At 69.2% G+C, this 21,056-nt stretch carries 18 protein-coding genes; 8 read left to right on the forward strand and 10 right to left on the reverse strand.

All coding sequences use genetic code 11. The features are described from left to right. The first annotated feature begins 30 nt into the window (after positions 1–30). A complete protein-coding gene (locus tag DN051_RS02890) occupies positions 31–1,251 on the forward strand; it encodes a serine hydrolase domain-containing protein (RefSeq protein ID WP_112437877.1) in 1,221 nt (406 codons plus the stop codon). A gap of 65 nt (positions 1,252–1,316) precedes the next feature. Here DN051_RS02890 and DN051_RS02895 read toward each other — a convergent pair whose 3' ends face one another. Next, complete coding sequence (locus DN051_RS02895; RefSeq protein WP_162624814.1) at positions 1,317–1,979, reverse strand: MIP/aquaporin family protein; 663 nt, start codon at positions 1,977–1,979, stop codon at positions 1,317–1,319. A gap of 495 nt (positions 1,980–2,474) precedes the next feature. On the opposite strand from DN051_RS02895, the gene DN051_RS02900 reads away from it, so the two are divergent. The 3 genes from DN051_RS02900 to DN051_RS02910 all read left to right on the forward strand — a co-directional run bounded on the left by DN051_RS02900 (position 2,475) and on the right by DN051_RS02910 (position 5,483). Then, on the forward strand, positions 2,475–3,731 hold the full coding sequence (locus DN051_RS02900) for a YbfB/YjiJ family MFS transporter (protein WP_199314865.1): 1,257 nt from the start codon (positions 2,475–2,477) through the stop codon (positions 3,729–3,731). Between the two features lie 15 nt (positions 3,732–3,746). Continuing rightward, positions 3,747–3,956, forward strand: a complete 210-nt coding sequence (locus tag DN051_RS02905) for a hypothetical protein (protein WP_112437879.1) — start codon at positions 3,747–3,749, stop codon at positions 3,954–3,956. Between the two features lie 297 nt (positions 3,957–4,253). Further along, on the forward strand, positions 4,254–5,483 hold the full coding sequence (locus tag DN051_RS02910; protein WP_112437880.1) for a serine hydrolase domain-containing protein: 1,230 nt from the start codon (positions 4,254–4,256) through the stop codon (positions 5,481–5,483). 224 nt (positions 5,484–5,707) lie between these two features. On the opposite strand, the gene DN051_RS02915 is transcribed toward DN051_RS02910, so the two are convergent. Further along, on the reverse strand, positions 5,708–6,379 hold the full coding sequence (locus tag DN051_RS02915; protein WP_053756784.1) for a response regulator: 672 nt from the start codon (positions 6,377–6,379) through the stop codon (positions 5,708–5,710). After that, complete coding sequence (locus DN051_RS02920; RefSeq protein WP_112437881.1) at positions 6,376–7,659, reverse strand: sensor histidine kinase; 1,284 nt, start codon at positions 7,657–7,659, stop codon at positions 6,376–6,378. The genes DN051_RS02915 and DN051_RS02920 overlap by 4 nt, the downstream gene beginning before the upstream one ends. Positions 7,660–7,946: 287 nt before the next feature. Between DN051_RS02920 and DN051_RS02925 the strand changes: the two genes are divergently transcribed. After that, positions 7,947–8,729: an ABC transporter ATP-binding protein gene (locus DN051_RS02925; protein ID WP_053756786.1), complete on the forward strand. Its 783-nt coding sequence runs from the start codon at positions 7,947–7,949 to the stop codon at positions 8,727–8,729. Next, on the forward strand, positions 8,729–11,299 hold the full coding sequence (locus tag DN051_RS02930) for an FtsX-like permease family protein (protein WP_112437882.1): 2,571 nt from the start codon (positions 8,729–8,731) through the stop codon (positions 11,297–11,299). Before DN051_RS02925 ends, DN051_RS02930 begins: the two co-directional genes overlap by 1 nt. Positions 11,300–11,351: 52 nt before the next feature. On the opposite strand, the gene DN051_RS02935 is transcribed toward DN051_RS02930, so the two are convergent. From DN051_RS02935 to DN051_RS02960, 6 genes are all read right to left on the reverse strand, one after another. Further along, positions 11,352–12,359, reverse strand: coding sequence for a GlxA family transcriptional regulator (locus DN051_RS02935; protein WP_053756788.1), 1,008 nt, complete (start codon positions 12,357–12,359; stop codon positions 11,352–11,354). Positions 12,360–12,486: 127 nt separating this feature from the next. Further along, positions 12,487–12,921 carry an ATP-binding protein gene (locus tag DN051_RS02940; RefSeq protein WP_112437883.1) on the reverse strand — a complete coding sequence of 145 codons (435 nt, stop codon included), beginning with the start codon at positions 12,919–12,921 and terminating at the stop codon, positions 12,487–12,489. Positions 12,922–13,157: 236 nt separating this feature from the next. After that, positions 13,158–14,495 (reverse strand): IS4 family transposase, encoded by a 1,338-nt coding sequence (locus DN051_RS02945; RefSeq protein WP_162624815.1) that lies wholly within the window; start codon positions 14,493–14,495, stop codon positions 13,158–13,160. Positions 14,496–14,546: 51 nt separating this feature from the next. Continuing rightward, the gene (locus DN051_RS02950) at positions 14,547–16,775 is read right to left on the reverse strand and encodes an MMPL family transporter (protein ID WP_112437885.1); all 2,229 of its coding nucleotides are present in this window, start codon (positions 16,773–16,775) and stop codon (positions 14,547–14,549) included. A gap of 281 nt (positions 16,776–17,056) precedes the next feature. After that, positions 17,057–17,329, reverse strand: a complete 273-nt coding sequence (locus DN051_RS02955) for a SpoIIE family protein phosphatase (protein WP_246040882.1) — start codon at positions 17,327–17,329, stop codon at positions 17,057–17,059. A 94-nt stretch (positions 17,330–17,423) separates the two neighbouring features. Next, positions 17,424–17,831, reverse strand: a complete 408-nt coding sequence (locus DN051_RS02960) for a hypothetical protein (RefSeq protein ID WP_162624817.1) — start codon at positions 17,829–17,831, stop codon at positions 17,424–17,426. A gap of 447 nt (positions 17,832–18,278) precedes the next feature. Between DN051_RS02960 and DN051_RS02965 the strand changes: the two genes are divergently transcribed. Then, positions 18,279–18,908, forward strand: coding sequence for a cysteine hydrolase family protein (locus tag DN051_RS02965; RefSeq protein WP_246040884.1), 630 nt, complete (start codon positions 18,279–18,281; stop codon positions 18,906–18,908). Positions 18,909–19,035: 127 nt separating this feature from the next. Here the strand turns inward: DN051_RS02965 and DN051_RS02970 are convergent, their stop codons facing one another. Next, complete coding sequence (locus tag DN051_RS02970) at positions 19,036–20,040, reverse strand: aldo/keto reductase family protein (protein ID WP_112437889.1); 1,005 nt, start codon at positions 20,038–20,040, stop codon at positions 19,036–19,038. Positions 20,041–20,473: 433 nt separating this feature from the next. Between DN051_RS02970 and DN051_RS02975 the strand changes: the two genes are divergently transcribed. Continuing rightward, positions 20,474–21,013 carry a hypothetical protein gene (locus DN051_RS02975; RefSeq protein ID WP_112437890.1) on the forward strand — a complete coding sequence of 180 codons (540 nt, stop codon included), beginning with the start codon at positions 20,474–20,476 and terminating at the stop codon, positions 21,011–21,013. Positions 21,014–21,056: the final 43 nt, after the last annotated feature.

The raw sequence follows: 21,056 nt of genomic DNA on the forward strand, positions 1-21,056 counted from the left end.
CGGTTCGCTTCAGCCGAAAGGAAGTTTCCCATGCGCTTTTCCTCCCTGGTCACGGTCGTCGTGGCCTCCGCCGCTCTGGCCGCGCCCCTGACCGCACCGGCCACCGCATCTCCCGCTGGTCCGCCGGTCGCTGTTACGGAGAAGGCCGGGCTCGGTGATCCTGATCACGGCCGGGAACGTGCCAGGTACGGCGGCCGGGGCCGCGAACTAGCCGACGCTCGGCTGCAAAGCGTGCTGGACGAAGTGGTGGCGTCGGGTGCCGTCGGTGTCGTCGCCGAGGTCCGGGACGCGGATGGTGTGTGGAAGGGCCGTAGCGGCCTGGGTGACATCGGCCGGGCGCAGCCGCCGCGGACCGACGGTCGATTCCGCGCCGGGAGCGTGACCAAGTCCTTCGTGGCCACGACGGTGCTCCAACTCGTCGCGGAGGGCAGGCTGCGCTTGGACGAACCGGTCGAGCGGCACCTTCCAGGTCGGGTGCCGGACGGTGAGCGGATCACCGTACGGCACCTGCTTGGCCACCGGAGCGGGCTGTTCGACTACACGGACGGCATGTGGCCCGGTGGCCTTGTGGAGATGCACGACACGCGGTTCAGGCGCCTCGCTCCGCACGAACTGGTGGCGGAGGCCAACCGGCACGAGCCGGGCTTCGCAGCGGGCACCGCCGGGCGCTACTCGAACACCAATTACGTACTTCTCGGCATGCTGATCCAGAAGATAACGGGCAATCCGGCCGAGCAGGAGATGATGCAGCGCATCGTCAGGCCGCTCGGCCTGCGCGGAACGTCCTTCCCGGGTGCCTCGACCGGGATACCCGGCCCGAACGCCCGCGCCTATGTCCGGCTCCAGGGACCTGACTCCGGGTACACCGACATGACGAAGTCCGACATGTCATGGGCGTGGACAGCCGGTGCGCTGATCTCGACGACGCGCGACCTGAACACCTTCTACAAGGCACTGATCGACGGAAAGCTGCTGTCCGCCGAGATGCTGGCGCAGATGAAGGACGCGCGGAAACTGGAGGACGGAGGGCTGTACGGGCTCGGCATGACGCGACTCGACAGCCCAGCGTTCGGCACTGCCTACGGTCATACGGGCAACACACCAGGCTTCACGACGCAGAGCTACACGCTCGGCGACGGGAGTCGGCAGGTCACACTGTCCATCAACTCCATGCCGGCCACCAAGGAAGAGATGCAGAAGACCACCGAGGCCGCGACGGCTCTGCTCGGCATAGGCACGAAGGCACGATAGGACGCCGTCGCCGCGCCCTGCGCGTACTGTGACCCGCAAACAGTTTGCTTGACTCGGCTGTGGGGTCACGAGCCGGACCTGCCGGGACGTGCACGTGCGGGTAGTGCGGATGCCGTCGTCCCGACCACGACTGCGGCGACCAGTGGGCCGACGACATAAGGCCACAGCCTGCCGTCTCCCCCATCCATCAACCAGGGCCCGAACTGGCGGGCAGGGTTGAGACTTCCGCCCGAGACGTCCGCGGTCAGGACGATCAGCGCGGCCAGCAGCGCGCCCACGATCGGGCCTGTGAGATGAGAGGGCTCGTCGCTGCGGGCCAGCACAACGACCACGGCCAACAGCACGCCGGTGCCGATCGCTTCCACCAGCGTGGGCACGAAGCCGGGCGTACCAGGGGGTGCGCTGAGCAGTGCATGGTTCACATCGGGATGGGCGAGGGAGTCTCCGGTGACGAGCCGGCCGACCGCGGTACCGAGGAAGGATCCCGCGAGTTGGGCGGCGATGTAGGCGGGCACGTCCCTGCCCGAAAGCCGGCGCGCTGACCAGAGGGCGAGGGTGACGGCCGGGTTCATGTGCGCGCCGCTCAACCGGCCGAGGGGCGAGGCGATGAGCGCCGCCACGACGGCTCCACTGACGACGGCGCCGACGAGAAGGCGGGTGTCGTCGGAAGGCAGGCGATCGTGCAGTGGCGAGCCGGGGTGGAAGACATGGCAGAAGAGCACGGTCACCGCCAGGAGCATCAGGGCCGTCGCGGCAAGTTCCGCTCCCCATCGGGCCGTCGGACGTACTGCTGTGGCGTGTCCGGGAGGGGTGGCGGGCCCCGAAGGTGGAAACGGGACCGGCCGGTGCGTCGAAGACAGGGTGTTCACGGCCGGGCTTCCCCTCTGTGGCAGTCCGTGGAGGTGCGATACATCGAGGAGAACCACGCGTGGTGCGCCGTACGTGGCCGGTGACCGGGACATCAGGCCCTCGATCCCGGACACGTTCGCGCGCAAGTGGCCGATCGGGCGTCCGAGGCGGGGCCCGCCACCCGCTCTCGTGCCTGCGCATTCCGGCGAACCGGCAGGCGGGGCGCATGTCCGGATCGGAGGGCCACATGTCCCGGACGACAGCCATGAAGGGGGCGTCGCACCCGGTTGAGTCGGGAGTCCGGCCCACCCGGGTCTGAGCAGGGGCTGCAACCGCGGCCCCGGGCATCGTTCGAGTTCACCGAGGAAGAAGCGATGAACACGTTGGGAGCGGGCACGGTCCGCCCGCGTTCGGAGTACATGACCGCGCTGGGGCTGGCCGCGGGGCCGGTCGTCGCGCTGGGCTTCACACGGTTCGCGTATGCGCTGCTGCTGCCGTCCATGCGGTCCGAACTGGACTGGTCCTACGCGGCCGCCGGCGGTCTGAACACCGCGAACGCGCTGGGATACATCATCGGCGCGGGCAGCGCGGCCTGGTGGTCCCGACGCCTGGGTGCCGGCCGCAGCTTCGTCTGGGGCATGATCATCAGTGCCGTGGCACTGCTCGCCTCCGGGCTGACCGATGACTTCACCGCTCTGTCCGTACTGCGCTTCGTCGGCGGACTGTCCACGGCCGTCACGTTCGTCGTGGGCTCCGCGCTGGCCTCACGCGTGCGCACCGGTGGCCGCCAGCAGCGTTCGGCAGCTCTGGTCGGTGTGTACATGGCCGGTGTCGGCATCGGTGTCGTTCTCTCCGGCCTTGTCGTCCCGGCTGCACTGACCGCATGGGGTGCGTCCGGCTGGCAGGCCGGCTGGCTGCTGCTGGGTCTGCTGGCACTGCTCGCCGTCGGCCCTGCCACATGGGCGGCCAAGGGTGTGCCGTCGGCTCCGCCGGCCGCTGCCGCTCAGGGCTCTGCCGGTCTGAGCCGGATGGCACCGTCGTTCGCCTGGTACGTCTTGTTCGGCGCCGGCTACGTCTCGTACATGACGTTCGTGATCGCGTTGCTGCGGGAGCAGGGTCTGGGCACGTGGAGCACCGCCGGCTTCTTCATCGTGCTCGGCGCCGCCAGTGCGCTGGCCACCCTGCTGGTGTGGGGCAGAGTCATCGGGCGGCTGCACGGCGGCCGTGCTCCGGCACTCGTCTCGGCCATCGTCCTGGTGGGCGTGCTGCCGGTCCTGCTGTCCGACGGGCCTGCCGCAGCCATCGTGTCCGCCGTGATCTTCGGCACGGGCTTCATGGCCGGACCCACCGCGGTCACCGTGCTGGCGCGGCGCATGCTGCCCCAGCACGCCTGGACTTCCGGCATCGCCTGGCTGACCGTCGCGTTCAGCGTCGGCCAGGCCATCGGCCCGCTGCTGTCGGGTGCCCTGTCCGACTCCGAGGGCGGCATCGCCAAGGGACTGTGGCTGTCGGTGGCCCTCCTGGCCGTCTCGGCCGCTGTCGCGCTCTTCCAGCGCGAGCGCCCGGCCGTGGCGCCGGCCGTGCCGGCCTCTGCACCGGCCGCGGAACCGGCCCCCGTCGACCAGAAGTAGCCGAGGAGGTACGTCATGTCCGGGCGGACCGTCGCTGTCCGCGAGAGTGGGCGCATCGCCCGGTCGACCGGCATCGGCCCTCATCGGCTGACCGCCGACGAGCCCGACGCGATCGGCTCGGACAGCGGCCCCACACCAGTGGAACTGCTCCTGGCCGCCGAGCAGATCTGCCGGCTCGCCACCATCGCCGCGCGGTGCCCTGTGCAGCGCATGCGCAGCGACTAGGTGCCGGTGCACACCCGTACCACTGCTCGCCGAGCCGCGCCTTCCGCGGCCGCGGCGTGCAGAACTACCGGGGGTACGGCGGCGCAGCACGCCGCCAGGCGGCCCGGCCCGCACCGGGGCGGGTCTGCCTCATCACGGTGCGCCGGGAGACAGGGCGGTGAGGCCACGCTCTCTCATTCCTGTGGCCGATACCGGAAACCGCTCCCACGGCTGAGGGCCGGGCGGCAGCACGGCACAACTATGGAAGCAGGACCGGGACGGCCACAAGGGCCGTCCCGCACGTTGAAAGGGCGCAGCATGCCTCACAGTTCATGGACCGGCAGCGGCCGGACCGCGACCCGGCGTCGCACGGCCGGTGCGATCGGAACCGTCCTGGCCATCGGCGGAATTCTGGCGGCCGGCCCCGGGGCGCACGCCGTCTCCGGCGACCACAAGGAGGCAGGAAAGCCCGGACAGTCCGAACCGGTCATGCGGAACCTGACCCCGAAGGTACGCGCCCAGCTCGACAGGGCCGTCACAGATGTCCTCAGGACCACGAACACACCTGGTGTGACGGTGGGCCTGTGGGCGCCGGGGAAGGGCAGCTATGTGCGGGCCTTCGGCACTGCCGACAAGGCGACGAACGCACCGATGTCCCCCAGGTTCAACATGCGCATCGGCAGTGTCACCAAGACCTTCACGGTCACCGCGCTGTTGCGTCTGGTCGACCAGAAGCGGCTGCGCCTCGACGACCCTGTCTCGCAGTACGTTCCGGGCGTGCCGCAGGGCAACCGCATCACCCTGCGGCATCTCGCCGAAATGCGCAGCGGCCTGGCCGAGTTCATGCACGACCCGGACTTCGGCAAGGCCTTCCTGGCGGACCCGCACCGGCAGTTCAGCAGGGCAGAACTGCTTGCATACTCCTTCAAGCACCCGGTCGGCTTCACTCCGGGCAGTAAGTTCCAGTACAGCAACACCAACACGCATCTGCTGGCCATGGTGGTGGAGAAAGTGACCGGTCAGCGGTTCGATGACCACGTGGCACGGCACGTGGTGAGAGCAGCTCGTCTGAAGGACACGTTCATGCCGGAGGGAGCCGAGTTCCCGGCGCCGCGTGCCCACGGGTACACCGACCAGACAGCGGACGGCTCCGTGGCGGACGCCACGGACTGGAGTCCCTCGGCGGGCGGCCCGTCCGGGGCGATGATTTCGGACCTGGACGACCTGCGGTCCTGGGCGTCCACGCTCGCGAAGGGAACACTGCTCTCCGCCGCGACGCAGGCCGAGCGGATGAAAACCAAGCCGGCGGGCCCGGAGGGCGTCGGCTACGGCCTCGGGTTGTTCGACAACCACGGTTGGATTGGACACAACGGCTCGCTGCCCGGCTACCAGACAGTGATGGTCCACCTCCCTCGGGCGAAGGCCACCCTGGTGGTGCACACCACCAGCGACATCGCCTACAAGGGCGAGTCACTGAGCACGAAGTTCGCCGAAGCTGTCACCCGCACGGTGACCCCGAAGAACGTCTACGACATCAAGGCACCGTAGCCACCCCACGCAGCGGATGTGCCCGGCCCACACGGTGGGCCGGGCACATCACTTCGTCCAGGCTCCGACCGACGTCACTTCAGGCCATCGGCCCACTCAGCGGACTGGTCGACGTAGTTGGCCGCCTCGTCCCGGTCCCGAACCCGTGGGGTCGCGAACGGCCGGTGGAGGAGTGGCGGTGGACCGTGGCCTTCGATCCGTCAACGGGCCCTGGCAAGGCCGGGTCACTGGCCGGCGGCGGGGCGGACCAGCCCGGTGTCGTACGCGAGGATCACTGCCTGGACTCGGTCCCTGAGCGCGTACTTCTCGAGGATGTGGGCGACATGCGTCTTCACGGTCGCCTCGCTGACGTGCAGGTCCTGCGCGATCTCGGCGTTGGACAGGCCGCGGGTCAGCGCGCGCAGGACGTCCAGTTCACGGGCGGTGAGTGCGTCCAGGCTCCGCGGGACGGCGGGCGGGGTCTGGTCGGCGAGGCGGCTGAAGCGGTCCAGCAGTCTGCGGGTGACCCGCGGGGAGATCACCGCGTCGCCTTCGGCAACCGTGCGAATCGCCGCCACCAGGGAGTCGGCGGGGCCGTCCTTGACGAGGAACCCGCTGGCGCCGGCCCGGAGGGCGTCGTGGACGTGCTCGTCGAGGTCGAAGGTGGTGAGGATGATGACGCGGCTGGCTGAGCCCGATTCGGCGATGTGCCGCGTCGCATCGACACCGTCCATGTGGGGCATGCGGATGTCCATGAGCACGACATCGGGCTGGAGAGTGCGGGTGCCCTCGACCCCCGCCTGACCGTCCCCCGCCTCTCCGACGACGGTGATGTCGGGTTCCGCTTCGAGGATGAGCCGGAAACCGGTCCGGATCATGGGCTGGTCGTCGACCAGCAGTACACGGATCGCCGTCATGCGGCTTCTCCTCCTTCGGCAGTGCCCGGTCCCGGACCCCGGTCGGGAAGGGACGCGGGGACGGGCACCGTGGCGTGCACGCAGAATCCGCCGCCGGGCCTCTCGCCGGTGTACAGGGTGCCGCCGACCGCCGAGATGCGCTCCCTCATGCCCACAAGCCCATGTCCGGTCCCCTTGACCTGCGCTTTCACCGGCAGCAGGTCAGCTCCCGGCCGTCGTCCCTCGTCACAGACGCGGACCGTCAGCCGCTGGTCGGGCCCCCAGTCGAGCGTAAGCCGAGTGCGCGTGTGCCCGGCATGTTTCAGGGTGTTCGTCAGAGCCTCCTGGACCACTCGGTACACGGCGAGCTCGGAGCCGGCCGGAAGCGCCGCCGGCTCGCCGTCGCTGTGGAAGTCGACGTCCAGTCCGGCCGTGCTCACGGACTCGACCAGCCTGGGAATCTCCTTCAGCGTCGGCTGCGGCGGTTGCCGGCTCGGTTCGCCCTCCTCCGTCTCGTCCGTCCGCAGCACCTGGAGCAGGCGCCGCAGTTCGCCCACGGCCGCCCGGCCGGTGTGCTCGATGGTGCGGTGCAGTTCGTGGGCCTTGGCCCCGTCACGGTCCTGCACCCTGTCCGCGGCGATGGTCTGCACGACCATGAGACTCACATTGTGAGCGACGATGTCGTGAAGTTCGCGTGCGATCCGGGCCCGTTCTTGCGCCACGGCCGCCCGGGCGTTGGCGGTCTGTTCCCGCTCGACGGCGGCCGCCCGCTCCAGCGCGTCGCGGGCCATCGACTTCCGTGCCCTGAACAGCCTGCCCAGGGCCCAGGCCGCCACCAGCAGCGTCGTCATGATGACGGCGTTGGCCGTGCGGAAGCCGGGCTCCATCAGGGCCTCCGCCACGGCCACGGTGGGGATCATGACGGCGACCACGAGCGTGGCTGTGCGAGGTGAGGACCTGACGGCGGTCAGGAACACGGCAACGGCCAGGCCCAGGTACGGGGCGCCGAGCAGCGTGCCGGTCGGACCGACAGGCGGCGGAATGTAGTGGCAGGCCTGGAGCGCACCGACGGAGGCCGCGGTGATGACCAGCACCGGCCAGGGCCACTTGTGGTGAACGGCGAGCGGCAGTCCCGACAGCAGGACGAGCAGCACACGCCACACGTCCGGATCGCGCAGTGCCGGACCGGCCGGCGGCTGCGCGGGGACGGCCAGACCGGCGACGACCATGAGCAGCGCCAGGACCACATCGACGACGGCCTGCGGCAGGCGGCGCCGCGCAATCGAGTCGAGGTAGGTCATGAATTCACAGTAGACGCGCACCGACCGGGTGCTGTCTGCCGTGAGAGGGAGCGCGGCACGGTCCTCTCGTCCTCGTGGCCCTCAGCCCGAAGGATGAGGACCACGGGCCTTTCCGCACCGGAACGCCCCTCAGCTTTCCTCCGACCGGCTGATACGGCGTGCCGAATCGGTCGGGCAGCGGAGGTGCGTCCTCACCGCCACGGCCGAGGAAACAGACGTCTGTCCGGCATGCAATGGAAACCGGTCCGGACCCCTTGGCCGGACAGCCCTCGACCGGATGAGGAGAGATGACAGACGTGAGGTGCTGGACTCAGCAGCCGCACAGCCCTGCGGGTGGCATTGCCCCCGCGGTCCGGCTGCGCGAGGTGACCAAACGTTACGGGAAGGGTGCGCAGGCAGTGACGGCCCTGGACCGGGTCAGCGTCGAAATCCCCCAAGGCACCTTCACCGCGGTCATGGGGCCCTCCGGGTCGGGCAAGAGCACCTTCCTGCACTGCGCGGCAGGACTGGACCGCCCCACCTCCGGCTCGGTGCGCCTGGGCTCCACGGAGCTGTCCCACCTGAAGGAGGCGCCACTGACACGACTGCGCCGCGGCCGCATGGGGTTCGTCTTCCAGGCGTTCAACCTCGTCCCCTCGCTCACAGTCGAGCAGAACATCACGCTGCCCCTGCGTCTGCAGGGCCGCAGAGCCGATCGGCAGTGGCTCACGGAGACAGTCGCCAGAGTGGGGCTGAGCGAGCGGCTGAGGCACGTCCCCGCCCAGCTGTCCGGCGGCCAACAGCAACGGGTCGCCATCGCCCGTGCCCTCATCACCCGTCCCGAAGTGATCTTCGCTGACGAGCCGACCGGCGCCCTGGATCCCCAGACCGCTCAGGACGTCCTCGCGCTGCTGCGCCAGGCCGTCACCGACCTGCACCAGACGGTGGTGATGGTGACCCACGATCCTGTCGCCGCCGCACATGCCGACAGCGCTGTGTTTCTGGCCGGCGGACGCATCGTGACCGGCCTTGCCGCTCCGACCGCCGACCGCGTCGCGGCCACCATGGCTCAGCTGCGAAGGGCCGCCTGATGCTCGGCCTCGCCCTGACGACGCTACGGGCACGCAAAGGCGGCTTCGTCGGCACCTTCGTGGCTCTGCTGCTGGGATCCGCCGTGCTCAGCGTGTGCGGCATCCTCGTGGAATCGGGGTTGCGATCCTCCCAGCCGCCCGAGAGGTACGCGGCCGCCGATGTCGTCGTCGCAGGCCACCAGGAAGCACGGACCAGCTCCCGGGCCGAGCGAGGCAAGACACCCGTCCCTCAGCCCCTGGTCGAGCGGGTACCCGTGCCGACGGACGTCGTCGAACATCTCGCCGCCGTCGAGGGAGTCGACACCGTCGTCACCGACACCGGCATCCCCGCCCGCGTCATCGGCGCGGACGGCGCCGTCCTGTCCGGCGCGAACGGCGAGCCGCCCACGGGCCACAACTGGTCCAGCACCCGCATGGGCCCGTACCGGCTGGTCGCCGGACGCGCACCGGCAGGCGACCACCAAGTGGTCCTCGATGCCGGCCTGGCCGCGCGGGCCGGGGTGACGGCCGGGGACACCGTGGCGCTGATGACCGGCTCCAGACCGGAACGCTTCCGCGTCGCCGGTGTCATCACCCTGGCAGGAAACGAGACGCCACGCCGGTCCGTCGTCTTCTTCACCGACAAGCTGGTCGAGCGTCTGGCGGAGCGTGCCGGTTCGGCCGACGCCCTCGGGGTGCTGGCCGCCCCTGGGACCGACACCGAACGGTTGGCCGACGCCGTGGTGGACGCGCTCGGTGAGCGGGACCTGGCGGTGCGCACCGGCGACAGCCGCGGAGAAGCGGAGTTCCTGGACGTGGCGTCCACCGGCTCAACGCTGGTCCTCCTGGCGTCGGCGGTCGCCGGGAACGTCCTGCTGGTCATGGTCCTCGTGGTGGCCGGAACTGTGTCGCTGTCCGTCGCGCACCGCCGGCGTGAGACGGCACTGCTGCGCGCGGTGGGCGCCACCCCCCGCCAGGTCCGGCGCATGGTGGCGGCCGAAACGCTGCTGGTGGCCCTCCTGGGAGGAGCCCTGGGCTGGCCGCTCGGCATCGCCATGATCCGCTGGATACGGGACCGGCTCGCCGGGCACGGCTTCGTCCCGCCCGACTTCGAACCGGTGATCGGGCCGCTGCCCGCTCTGGGAGCGGTGGCTACGGCCGTCCTGACCGCTCATACGGCCGCCCTGGTCGCTGCCCGTCGCGCGAACCGGATCCGGCCCACCGAGGCGCTGGGCGACGCCGCCATGGAGCGGACCGGACTGGGCAGAGGACGGCTGATCACCGGAAGTGTGCTGGTCGTGGGGGCCGCCGGCATCTTCGTCGCAGGTCTCGCCAACGGCGGCGACTTCACCGTGCTCGTCGGGCTGGCCAACTCCCTGGTCCTCGTCGTAGTGATCGCCGCGGCCGTACTGGGCCCCCTGCTGTCACGCCTGTCGATGGGCCTGCTGGGGCCGCTCCTGAGCGCGTTCGGGGTCACCGGCCAGCTGGCCGCGGCGAACAGCGCCGCCCGGCCCCGGCTCCTGGCCGCGGCGGCCACCCCGTTGGTCCTGGCCGTGTCCTTCGCCGCGACCGTCGTCTTCGCGCAGACCACCGCTCAGCACGCCGCCCAGAAGCAGTTGCGCGACGGCATGAGCGCCGACCACGTCCTGACGGCGGCAGGCGGGCTCGCCCCGGACGTCGTCCGGGACGTGCGACGCCTGCACCACGTGAGCGCCGCGACCGCCGTCGTGAAGTCCACCGTCGTCGCCTCCCCCGGCGCCGGTGACGGTCACGAGCTGGTGTCACTGAGCGTTCAGGGCGTCGACCCGAAGCACCTCACCGGCACGATGGACCTCAAGCCGTACAAGGGCGACATGAAGCGTCTTGACCGCACCACGGTCGCCCTCAGCACGGTCGCCTCGTCCTGGCTGGGGCGTGGCCCCGGAGACACCGTGCGTCTGCGCCTGGGCGACGGGACCCCGATCAGCCCCACGGTGGTGGCGGTCTACGAGCGCGGCACGGGTTTCGCGGACGTCACCGTCGACCACGACCTGCTGCTCGCGCACACGACATCTCGGTGGGACACCTCGGTGCTCGTGCGGGCCGCGCCGGGTACGAACGGTGTGGCGGCGGCCCTGTCCGAGGTGGCCCGGCATTACCCCGGCACCGTGGTCCAGGACCGGCTCGACGTCGGTGATCAGATGCGCCGGCAGCAGGCCAATGCCTGGGTCAACTACCTTCTGGCCGGATTGATTCTGCTGTACGCGGGGGTGACTGTCGCGAACACCCAGGCGATGAACACGTCGACGCGCCGCCGGGAGTTCGGTCTGCTGCGACTGGGCGGCACGACCCGAACCCAGGTCATGCGGATGATGCGCTGGGAAAGCCTCGCGGTGGTCCTGACCGGGGTGGGGCTCGGCACGCTGGCGTCGGTCCCCGCCCTCGTGCTGGTCTCTCTCGCCCTCACCGGCAGTGTCTGGCCGACCGTTCCGCCACTGGCCTATCTGGCCATCGCGGGAGGAGTGGCGGCGCTCGCGGTGGTGGCGGCTCTGGTTCCCGCGCGGCTGCTGCTGCGCACGTCACCGGTCGAGGCGGTCGGCGCGAGGGAGTAGAACGCGGACGGGGCGCAGCTGGGCGGGTCGGGGCCCGGAGGGCGGGAGGACTTCATCGGCTGTCGCCCTCAGGCCCGGTGTCTGGGTAGCGGGTGGTGCGGAACCTGTCCCGGTAAGCGCCCGGGGTGACGCCCAGGACCCGGTGGAAGCTCCGCCGCAGGGTTTCCACCGACCCGAACCCGCTCCTGCGTGCCACATTGTCCAGCGGATCACTGCCGCTCTCAAGCAGGACCTGGGCGGCCTCCAGCCGGATCCGCTCGACGTACTGAGCCGCCGTCATTCCGGTCTCCGCCCGGAACAGGCGGGTCAGGTGACGTTCGCTCACGCCGGCTCTGGCCGCCATGGCCGCGAGGGAGTGGTCGCCGCGAGGGTCGGCCGTCACACTGTCCAGGATCTGCCGCAGGACGGAGTCCGTGCCGTATTTCGCGCTCTGCCGTACGGAGAACTGCGACTGCCCGCCGGGGCGGGCCATGAACACCACCAGCTGCTTGGCCGCGGCCCGAGCCGTGTCCGCGCCCAGATCGGACTCGACCAGGGACAGCGCCAGGTCGATGCCGGCGGTGATGCCCGCGGACGTGATGAACCGGCCGTCGCGCACGAAGATGGCGTCACTGTCGACGTCCACCCCGGGGTAGCGCGCCGCCAGGTCGGCGGCGAGGCGCCAGTGGGTGGCGGCCCGACAGCCGTCCAGCAGCCCGGTGGCGGCCAGTGGGAACGTACCGGCGCAGACCGCGGCCACCGTGCGTGACCTCCCGGCCAGGTGCCTGATGCAGTCGATCAGCGGGGTGTCGGAGACCGCCGTCCACCAGTCCGGCTTCCCGGGAATCATGAGAGTGTCGACGGGGAAGTCGACGTCCGCCAGCGTCAGGTCGGGGACGACGCAGACTCCCGCGGTGGCCGTCACAGGTTTGCCGTCGACGGATGCCGTGGTGATCCGGTAGTTGCCGCCGAACTCGTTGGCGGCGGCATAGACCTCCAGCGGGCCGGTCACATCGAGTATCTGAACACCGTCGAAGAGCACCATGAGCACCTGGTGCGCCGGACGGGGCGAGCCGTTCATACGAAAAGACTTCTCCTTGCAGGGGCGCGCCGCAAGCACCGAAGAGATGTACGTCGGGTCGCCGGTGGCCTGCCGTGGTCGTGCGCGCTCCGGTGGAACGGGTGCCTCGGTACGGGGGGACCTGCGCTTACGTGGTTCTCGAGGCGGAAGCTGTCTTCTCGACGCGCAGGACGGCTTCGACACGCCAGCTGTTGCGGCTGCGCCGCACCCGAAGCCGCTGGCTCAGGGTCCGGACGATGTGCAGGCCACGGCCGAAGCTCCCGGCGGACCGGGCGCGCCTGCCTCGGCCGGACCGGGGTCCGCCGAAGTCGGCGACGCGAATGCGCAGCGTACGCTCCGCCAGTTCCAGGCCGATCGACATCCGGGAGCGGCCGTGTTCGGTGGCGTTGGCGACCAGTTCCCCCATGATCAGCACTGCCGAGTCACGTAGGTCCGGTACGAGGCCCCACCGGTCGAGCAGGTCGGCGCCGAAATGGCGGGCGACACCGGCGTAGGCCGATTCGGCGGGCAGAGCGAGCCTGACCTGATGCCCGGGCCTGTCGGCGAAGGCGTTGCCGTACATGAGCGGGCTCCTTTCCTCGGGCTGGAGGACGCACGGTGGGGGATCCGCCGTGGCCCTCGGTTCAACCGCGGGATCAGGGGAGCCGATCGCCACTGATGCGGACATGCGGCCCGCGTTTCCGGCCGCTGCCGCACACACGCGGGCCCGGCCCCGGGTGGAGGGCCGGGCCGGGCACGTCGAGCCGGAGGATCAAAGGCGCGTCATCTCACCCTGGGTGTCCAATGCCGTTGTTTGTACTAGCCACCCACCGTGGGGTGCAGGGTGATGAGCTGGGCCGTGACGCGGCGGGTGGGGCCGTGCTGCCGCTTCTTAACCGAGGGTGAGTATTTCGAGTCCGGGCGTTTGAGGACCCGTGGCGCAGTCCGGTGGCGGCGGGGGCCGCTGTCGAGTTTGCGGCGCACCTTGGCCTCCAACATCGACAAGAACGAGCCGACGGCCGAGACAGCGTCCTTGGCCTGGGTCACCACGCTACGCCGCACATGCTTAAGGACCTTCACGAAGGAGATCCGGTCCGGATCGATCCGCTCGCCGCCCGCGACCTGCGTGATGATCAGAGTCAGGCAGTGGTGCACCACCAGATGCGCCCACACCTCCTGGCGAGCCAGGGCTGGAGCCGCCGAGCGTAGTACTTGTTGTGGGCCGCGTTGAAACGTCTTGACCTGGCGGTATGCCGACTCGACCTCCCACCGCTCGTGATAGAGGGCCGCGAGTTCCGCGGCAGGGTAGGTGTCGATGTCCATCAGGTCGGTGAGTAACCTGATCACCTCGCCGCCGTCGACGCGGTACTCGATCACGCGCACGGTCACCCCGCCGGGATGCGAAGCCCGCTGGCCGGCCAGGCTCATCCGTCCCAGGTAGGTCCCGTCAGGCAGCACTTCGAGTGGCCGGGACGCGACCGTCGAGCGGGCCCGAAGCAGCAGGTGCGCTCCGGCACCGGTATATGCCTTCCACAGTTCCACTCCGGGCAAGCCCCGGTCCATGAGGACCAGCATCCCGGCTGCCGAGTCGGCCATCTGTACCGCCAACTCCCGCTCACCACCGTTGAATCCGCCGATCCGCGCGTCGATCGAGGCGTGCGTGCCGGTCTCCGTCAGCGTCACCACGCGCACTTGCGGGAACCCCGCCTCGGCCTTGCGGGCGTCGGTCGGGCCGCCGAAGTACGCCCGGTTCGCCTCGCTGTCCGGCACGTCGAGCACGAACCCGTCCACCGCGGCCAGCCGCATACCCCGCCAGAACGACCCGACCAAGCCCTCCGGGGCCACAGCCCCACCGACACGGCGGAACAACACCTCCAGGACCTCGGGTCCCAGCCGCTGCCGGGCCCTCGTGAAGGAGGCCCGGTTCGGGACAGTCTCATGCATCCCCTCCAGCGCCCCGACCAGGTTCTCCGCGACGTCGTCGTAGGAGTCCTGGGCGAACAGGGCCAGGGCAAGTGTGAAGTAGACCATGAACCTCGGCGACAAGGCGCCGGGCTTCACCCCGCCCCGGCCGCACTCGGCCAACACCTCATCTACCAACTCCGGTGTCACCCACTCGGTGAGCACCCCCAGCCGCACATCATCGGACAACCCCACCCACGGATGCATGACCAGCCCAACGACGTGCATCACCGCTCGTCACGGACGCTACTTGGCTAGTACAAACAACGGCATTGCCTGGGTGTCCGGTAGCGGCACGTTCGTGGCCGCGACGATGCCCCGAGTGCTGTTCAGCTTCGCTCCCTCGACGTCGAGGTCGGGGAGGCTTCTGTGCAGCCATGTCGGCAGCCACCAGGCCGCGTTCCCGAACAGGGCCAGAAGCGCGGGCACGATGGCCATCCTGACGACGAATGCGTCAAGGAGGACAGCGACGGCCAGCCCGAAGCCGATCATCTTGACCGACTGCTCGCCTGAGGCGATGAAGCTGCCGAAGACCGCGGTCATGATGACCGCGGCCGCGGTCACGACGCGGCCGCCGTGGCGGAAGCCGGTGATGATCGCCTGGTGCGGCGTCTCCCCCGCCGCGTACGCCTCGCGCATCCGCGTGACGAGGAAGACCTCGTAGTCCATGGCGAGCCCGAAGACGATGCCGACCATGAAGATCGGCATCGTGCTGACGATCGGCCCGGTCTGATCGATACCGAGGACATCGGCCAGCCATCCCCATTGGAAGACAGCGACGACCGCTCCGAGGGCGGCCCCGATGGACAACAGGAAACCAGCGGCAGCCTTGATCGGGACGAACAGGGACCGAAACACCAGCATGAGCAGCAGAAACGCCAGGCCGACCGTGATGCCGAGATAGGGCAGCAGGGCACCGTTGATCTTCTCGGAGAAGTCGACCTTCATGCCCGTCTGCCCCGTCACCAGGGCCCGGGCACCCGTGATCTCCTTCAGATCCGTACCGGAATCACGGATCGTGCGGACCAGGTGCTCGGTCGCGGCGCTGCCGGGCTCGGTGCTCGGCACCACCGTGATCACGGCGGTGTCGTCCGCCTCGTTGAAGGTGGCGGGGCCGACCGACGCCACGCCGTCCAGTCCGCGCACCGTCGTGGCGACCCGCCGTGCCGCCCTCCGGGGATCGTCGCTGTTCCCGGCGTCGACGACGACGGTCAGCGGGCCGTTGACGCCGGGGCCGAACTCGGCGGCGATCAGGTCGTAGGCCTTGCGCTGAGTCGTGTCCGTGGCCATGGCCCCCTCGTCGGGCAGGCCCAGTTTCAAGGAGGCGGCCGGTACGGCGAGGGCGCCGAGGCCGATGACCGAGGCGACGAGCACCAGCACGGGCCGTCGCAGCACGAAGTGGGCCCAGCGAGCTCCGCCGCTCGGTTTCATTGAGGCCCTTCGTACGGGCTTCCTGCGGGCCCGTCGACCCACGATCCGCTTGCCTGCCATGGCCAGCAGCGCCGGCAACAGGGTGAGGGCGACGAGCACGGCGAGAGCAACCGTCGCGGCTGCGGCAAGACCCATTTTCGTCAGCACGGGGACACCGACGACGGACAGGCCCGCGAGGGCTATCACGACGGTGAGCCCGGCGAAGACGACCGCCGAGCCCGCCGTTCCGGTGGCACGGCCGGCTGCCTCCTCCCGGTCCCGTCCTTCGGCCAGTTCGGACCGATAGCGGGTGACGATGAACAGGGCGTAGTCGATACCGACCGCCAGGCCGAGCATCAGGGCCAGACTGGACGTCGTGTCGCCGAGGTCGAAGGCATGGGCGAGAACGCCGATCATGGAAACGCCGATACCGACGCCCAGCAGTGCGGTGAGCAGCGGCAGGCCCGCGGCGACCAGCGAGCCGAAGGTGAGAACGAGAACCACCGCGGCGATGGCGATGCCCAGGACCTCCGCGCCGGAGCCTTCTTCCGCCGGCTGTACGGGGCTGCCTCCCACTTCCACGCTCAGGCCGCCGGTGCGTGCCCTTTCCACCGTGGCCAGCAGGGCGTCCTTGGTCTGCTCACTCAACTCGGTGGCCGAGGCCTTGTAGGCGACCGACGCATAGGCGGTCGAGCCGTCCTTGCTGACGGTGCCTTCGGTCAACGGGGCGGTCACCGAGGCGACTTGATCTGAACTCTGCTCGAGCGCTGCGAGGGTCTTGTTCATCAACGCTCGGCTCGCGGGCTCGGCAAGCTTGTGGCCGTCCGGAGCTTTGAACACCACGCGGGCGGTCGCGCCGTCCGCGTCCGCACCGGGAAAACGTTCTTCCAGCAGATCGACGGCCTGCTGGGCTTCCGTCCCCGGCACGGAGAAGGAACTGGGGGCGGCAGGGGTCGCCGTAGAGGCCCCGACCCCTGCCAGGATGAGAAGCGCGACCCACGCGACGGCCACGCCGAACCGGTGCCGGAAGGCGAATCTGCCCAGTCTGTAGAGGAATGTAGCCACGCGGCTGTGCTCCGCTCGAAATCGAAGGTGATCAAGTCGGGAAATGCCCTGGTCAGGGCACACATCCAGTCTTGGGCCATCTGCGGCCGGTACTTTCCGCAGTTGCGACGAACTTCAGGGTCAGCCGCAGGGATGAGACGCGGCAGAGGTCATCCGCGGAGCCGACCTACGAGCCGAGCACAAAAGCCGGACTGTGGCGATGGGCAATGGCATCCGCTTTCGGTGACGGGAGTTGCGTCTGTGGTCCCGGCCGGCGGTATCTCTCGGGCTCGGCCGCACCCTCAACGAGGTTCGGAAGTTGCCCTGATGCGCGCGATGAGGACGGTCACGTCGTCGGTGACCGGTCCCGCGGAACCCACCATGGTGCGCAGTATCAGGTCGCAGAGCCGATCAGGTGATGCCTGGGCGTTGTGGAGGCTGCTCCGGAGGAAATCCACACCCGACTCGATGTCCCGGTCCCGTCTTTCGATCAGCCCGTCGGAGAACAGCACGAGGGATGTACCGGGCTGCAGTTCCATGTCCGCGGCCGGTGATGACAGCCCGAGCAGATTCATTCCCACCGGTGGGCTCGCGGACAGTTGGGGAATTTCGCATGCCTCTGCCTGCGCCCCCACGACGAAATCGGCGAAGGACCGACCCGCCAACTGCTCACCCGAAATCTGAGGCCAACGCTGAAGTTCTGGATTCGCGAAGACAACCCCGCAGATCCGAGTCATAGGCGATCAGACCGGTCCTGGCATTTCCGAACATCGCTTCCAGCAGCGCCGAACCCATATCGGCGTACCTCGCACTGTCGAGGCCGGTCATGGTGACCAACCAGAAGGTCGCCTCCCCGGCCGAATGACGTATCTGATCGAATCGCACCCAGGCGTCCACAGCGGATCCGTCCTGGCCGTGCAAGGTGGCCCTGCCCACCCGGCCGGCTTCCTCCTGGAATCGTGAGGCGGAAGCGGCGCCGCCACCCTCCTCAGCAAGCAAAGAGGCGACCGGCATGCCAATGGCATCGACCGCGGCAAAACCGAGCCACTCTGCCGCCTCCGGGGTCCATGTGACCACCCGGCCGTCCGCATCCAGCGTGATGGCTGCGGTGCGGGTTCGTACCAGGAATCAGGGGGCTGAACGCAACCCGGAGTCTGTTGCATACTCATAGCCACCGCACCCCTTTCCTGCCTCGTCTCAGCTTCCTGCACAGGCAGGTTCTTCTCTCCACGCGCCGAGAGACTGGTACTCCGGGCCGGGGGGAACGTAAACAAGGCCCGGCGACCGCTGACGAAGCTGCTTGTGACCAGAACTCAGCGTCGAGTCGGTGATTGAGAATGCAACAAACCCGGTGACCGATGGCCGGCGCGCGCACCCGGAAGCCGTTGCCATCACCCGAGAAGTTGATCAGTTCCGCCTTTCTTCCAGCTCAAGCCCATAACTCCGATACAGTGAGCATTTGCGTATTCCGTCACATCCCGACCTTTTATGTGGGCGCGAGCCGCTCGCGGACCGGAGGCTTCCGTGACCAGCACACCGTATGAGCCGGGACGGGTGGGTCTGCTCCTCATCGACACGACCAACGAGGTCTTCCACGAGAACGGCAAGGGATACCCGTTCTACAAGGCCGAGTTCGACCGGATCGGTACGTTCGAAAACCTCAAACGCCTTCTCGCGGGTGCCCGTGAACTGGGGATACCGGTGTTCTTCGCCCCCATGTCGTACACGGAGGAGGACTACACCACCTGGAAGCACCCGGCCGGCATCCACCAGGTCATGTTCGAGAACCGGATGTTCCAGGAGGGGAGTTGGGGCGCTGAGTTCCACGCCGACCTCTCCCCCGTCGAGGGCGAGATCGTCATCGCTCCGCACAAGAACATCGATGTCCTGGCGACCACCGACCTGGACGTCCAGTTGCGACAGCACGATGTCGAGTACATCGCCATCGCGGGCATGATCGGCACCATGTGTGTGGAATCCACGGCGCGCAGTTGCATGGAACGCGGCTACCACGTCACGATCTTCACCGACGCCACGGCGTCGGACGCAGGGCCCGAGGCGTACGACGCGATGATCAAGCGCTACCCGGCGATCTCCCACGCGACGTTCGACGTCGACGAGTTCCTGGGTGCGGTCCGTGCCGCTGGGGCCTGAAGCAGGCGACGCAAGGGCGTGTCGTCCCGGGCCGGATCCGTGCGCGGGAGAACCGCACACGGATCCGGAAGCGGCCAGGCTCCGATACCGCGGCGATCGACTGCCCCGGTCCGCGAAGCGTCTGCGCTCAGGGGCGGCGCTCGAAGACGTTGTCGTGGACCCGCTTGGGATCGGTGGTGGTCACCGGCGCCAGGACCTCTTCGATGCGGTTCAGGAGATCATCCTCCAGCACCACACCCGCCGCCCTGGCGTTCTCCGTGACCTGGTCCGGACGTGAGGCGCCGATGATGGCGGCAGAGACGTTGGGGTTCTGGAGCACCCAGGCCACGGCCAGCTGCGCGAGGGACAGTCCCGCGTCGGCGGCCAGCGGCTTGAGCTCTTGGACGGCATGGAGCACCTCGTCGCGCATCCACCGCGCGATCATGTCGGACCCGCCCTTGTCGTCGGTGGCCCGCGAGCCCTGCGGGGGCTGCTGCCCCGGCTGGTACTTGCCCGTCAGCACACCCTGCGCGATCGGCGAGAACACCACCTGGCCCATGCCCAGCTCCTCGCAGGTGGGCACCACTTCCCCCTCGATGATCCGCCACAGGGCGTTGTACTGGGGCTGGTTGGACACCAGAGGGATGCGCAGCTCTCGCGCCAGGTGATGAGCGCGGCGAATGTGCTCCGCGGGCCACTCGGAGACACCGATGTAGTGCGCCTTGCCGGAGTGGACGACGTCGGCGAACGCCTCCATCGTCTCCTCCAGCGGCGTCTCCATGTCGTAGCGGTGGGCCTGGTACAGGTCGACGTAGTCGGTCTGCAGACGTCGCAGCGACCCGTCGATCGACTCCATGATGTGCTTGCGGGACAGCCCTCGGTCGTTGCGGCCGGGTCCGGTCGGCCAGTAGACCTTGGTGAAGATCTCCAGCCCCTCGCGGCGCTCGCCCTTCAGCGCTTCACCCAGGACCGTCTCGGCCCTCGTACCGGCGTAGACGTCGGCCGTGTCGAAAGTCGTGATGCCTGTGTCCAGGGCCGCGCGCACGCACGCGGTGGCCGCTTCCGCCTCCACCTGAGAACCGTGGGTGAGCCAATTGCCGTAGGCGATCTCGCTGATAACCAGTCCGCTGCGACCGAGATGACGATAATGCATAGACGCAATCCTTCATCAGTTTCGTGCAGAACCGGCTGCGCGGCCTGGCACGGGAGACCCGGTTGGGCATTGATGCGATCATTTTAGGCGCCACCGAACCTCGGTCAGCAGGGTGACACGCGTCCGTCCGCGGACCGACGGCTCGCAGCCCGCAACCGCGTCTCCCGCCCCGGGCGAAGACGTCCGGGCCGGGCGTGGGTGAACGAGGTGGCGTAGACCTCCGCGGCGAAGTGCGGTCGGCGGCCCGGTCGATGGGCGGATACGTAACTATGCTGGGGAGCGGGCGGGTTGATGGACGGGGGTACAGGTAATGCGACCCGATCTGAGCGGAACGGACCGAGCGACCAGGGCCGCCGGCCGTGCGCCCGGCCGGAAACCGACTGCCGACACCCCGGCGACAGGATCCGTACTGCCCGTCTCCGGTGCCACCGTCATGGCCGCGACCTCCCCGATCGCGCCCAGGCGGCGTCGGGCCCGCTTCCGGTGGATCCTGCTGGTCGGCTTGATCGCGGCGGGTTTCGGCTTCGCAGGGTCGGAGGCCGCCGACGGTGATCCCATGGTCGAGCTCACGGTGATCGACGGCACAACCGCCCCAGGCCCGTGCAAGGTGCGTTACGAGGACGCCTTCACCGGGCAGCGCACGACGGGAACATTCCCATGTCTGGGCCACCGCGACCCGCTCATCCCCACCTATGAAGTGGGGTGGGCGGTCTCCTACGGGCCTTGGAAGGGGGACTTGTACAACGCGGACTGGAAGGGATCAGCGGCCAACACGGTCAACGACACCCTCTTGGCGGCAGGACTGCTCCTCACACTCACCGGCGGCATCGGCGGCGCGATCTCCCTCCACCACCGCAAGCGGACTGCCGTCGCCCCGGCGCATGATGTCCCGCCCTTCTCTCCCTGGCCCCGCCGGGCGGCCCGTGCCTCGCTGGTCTGGGCGGGGCGCGCCCGCCGCACCCTGCGCCGTTGATCGTCCCCAGGCCCCGGGTGAACCGGCAGGACATCGTCACGTT

This window comes from Streptomyces cadmiisoli, assembly GCF_003261055.1.
In the GTDB taxonomy this organism is placed as follows: domain Bacteria; phylum Actinomycetota; class Actinomycetes; order Streptomycetales; family Streptomycetaceae; genus Streptomyces; species Streptomyces cadmiisoli.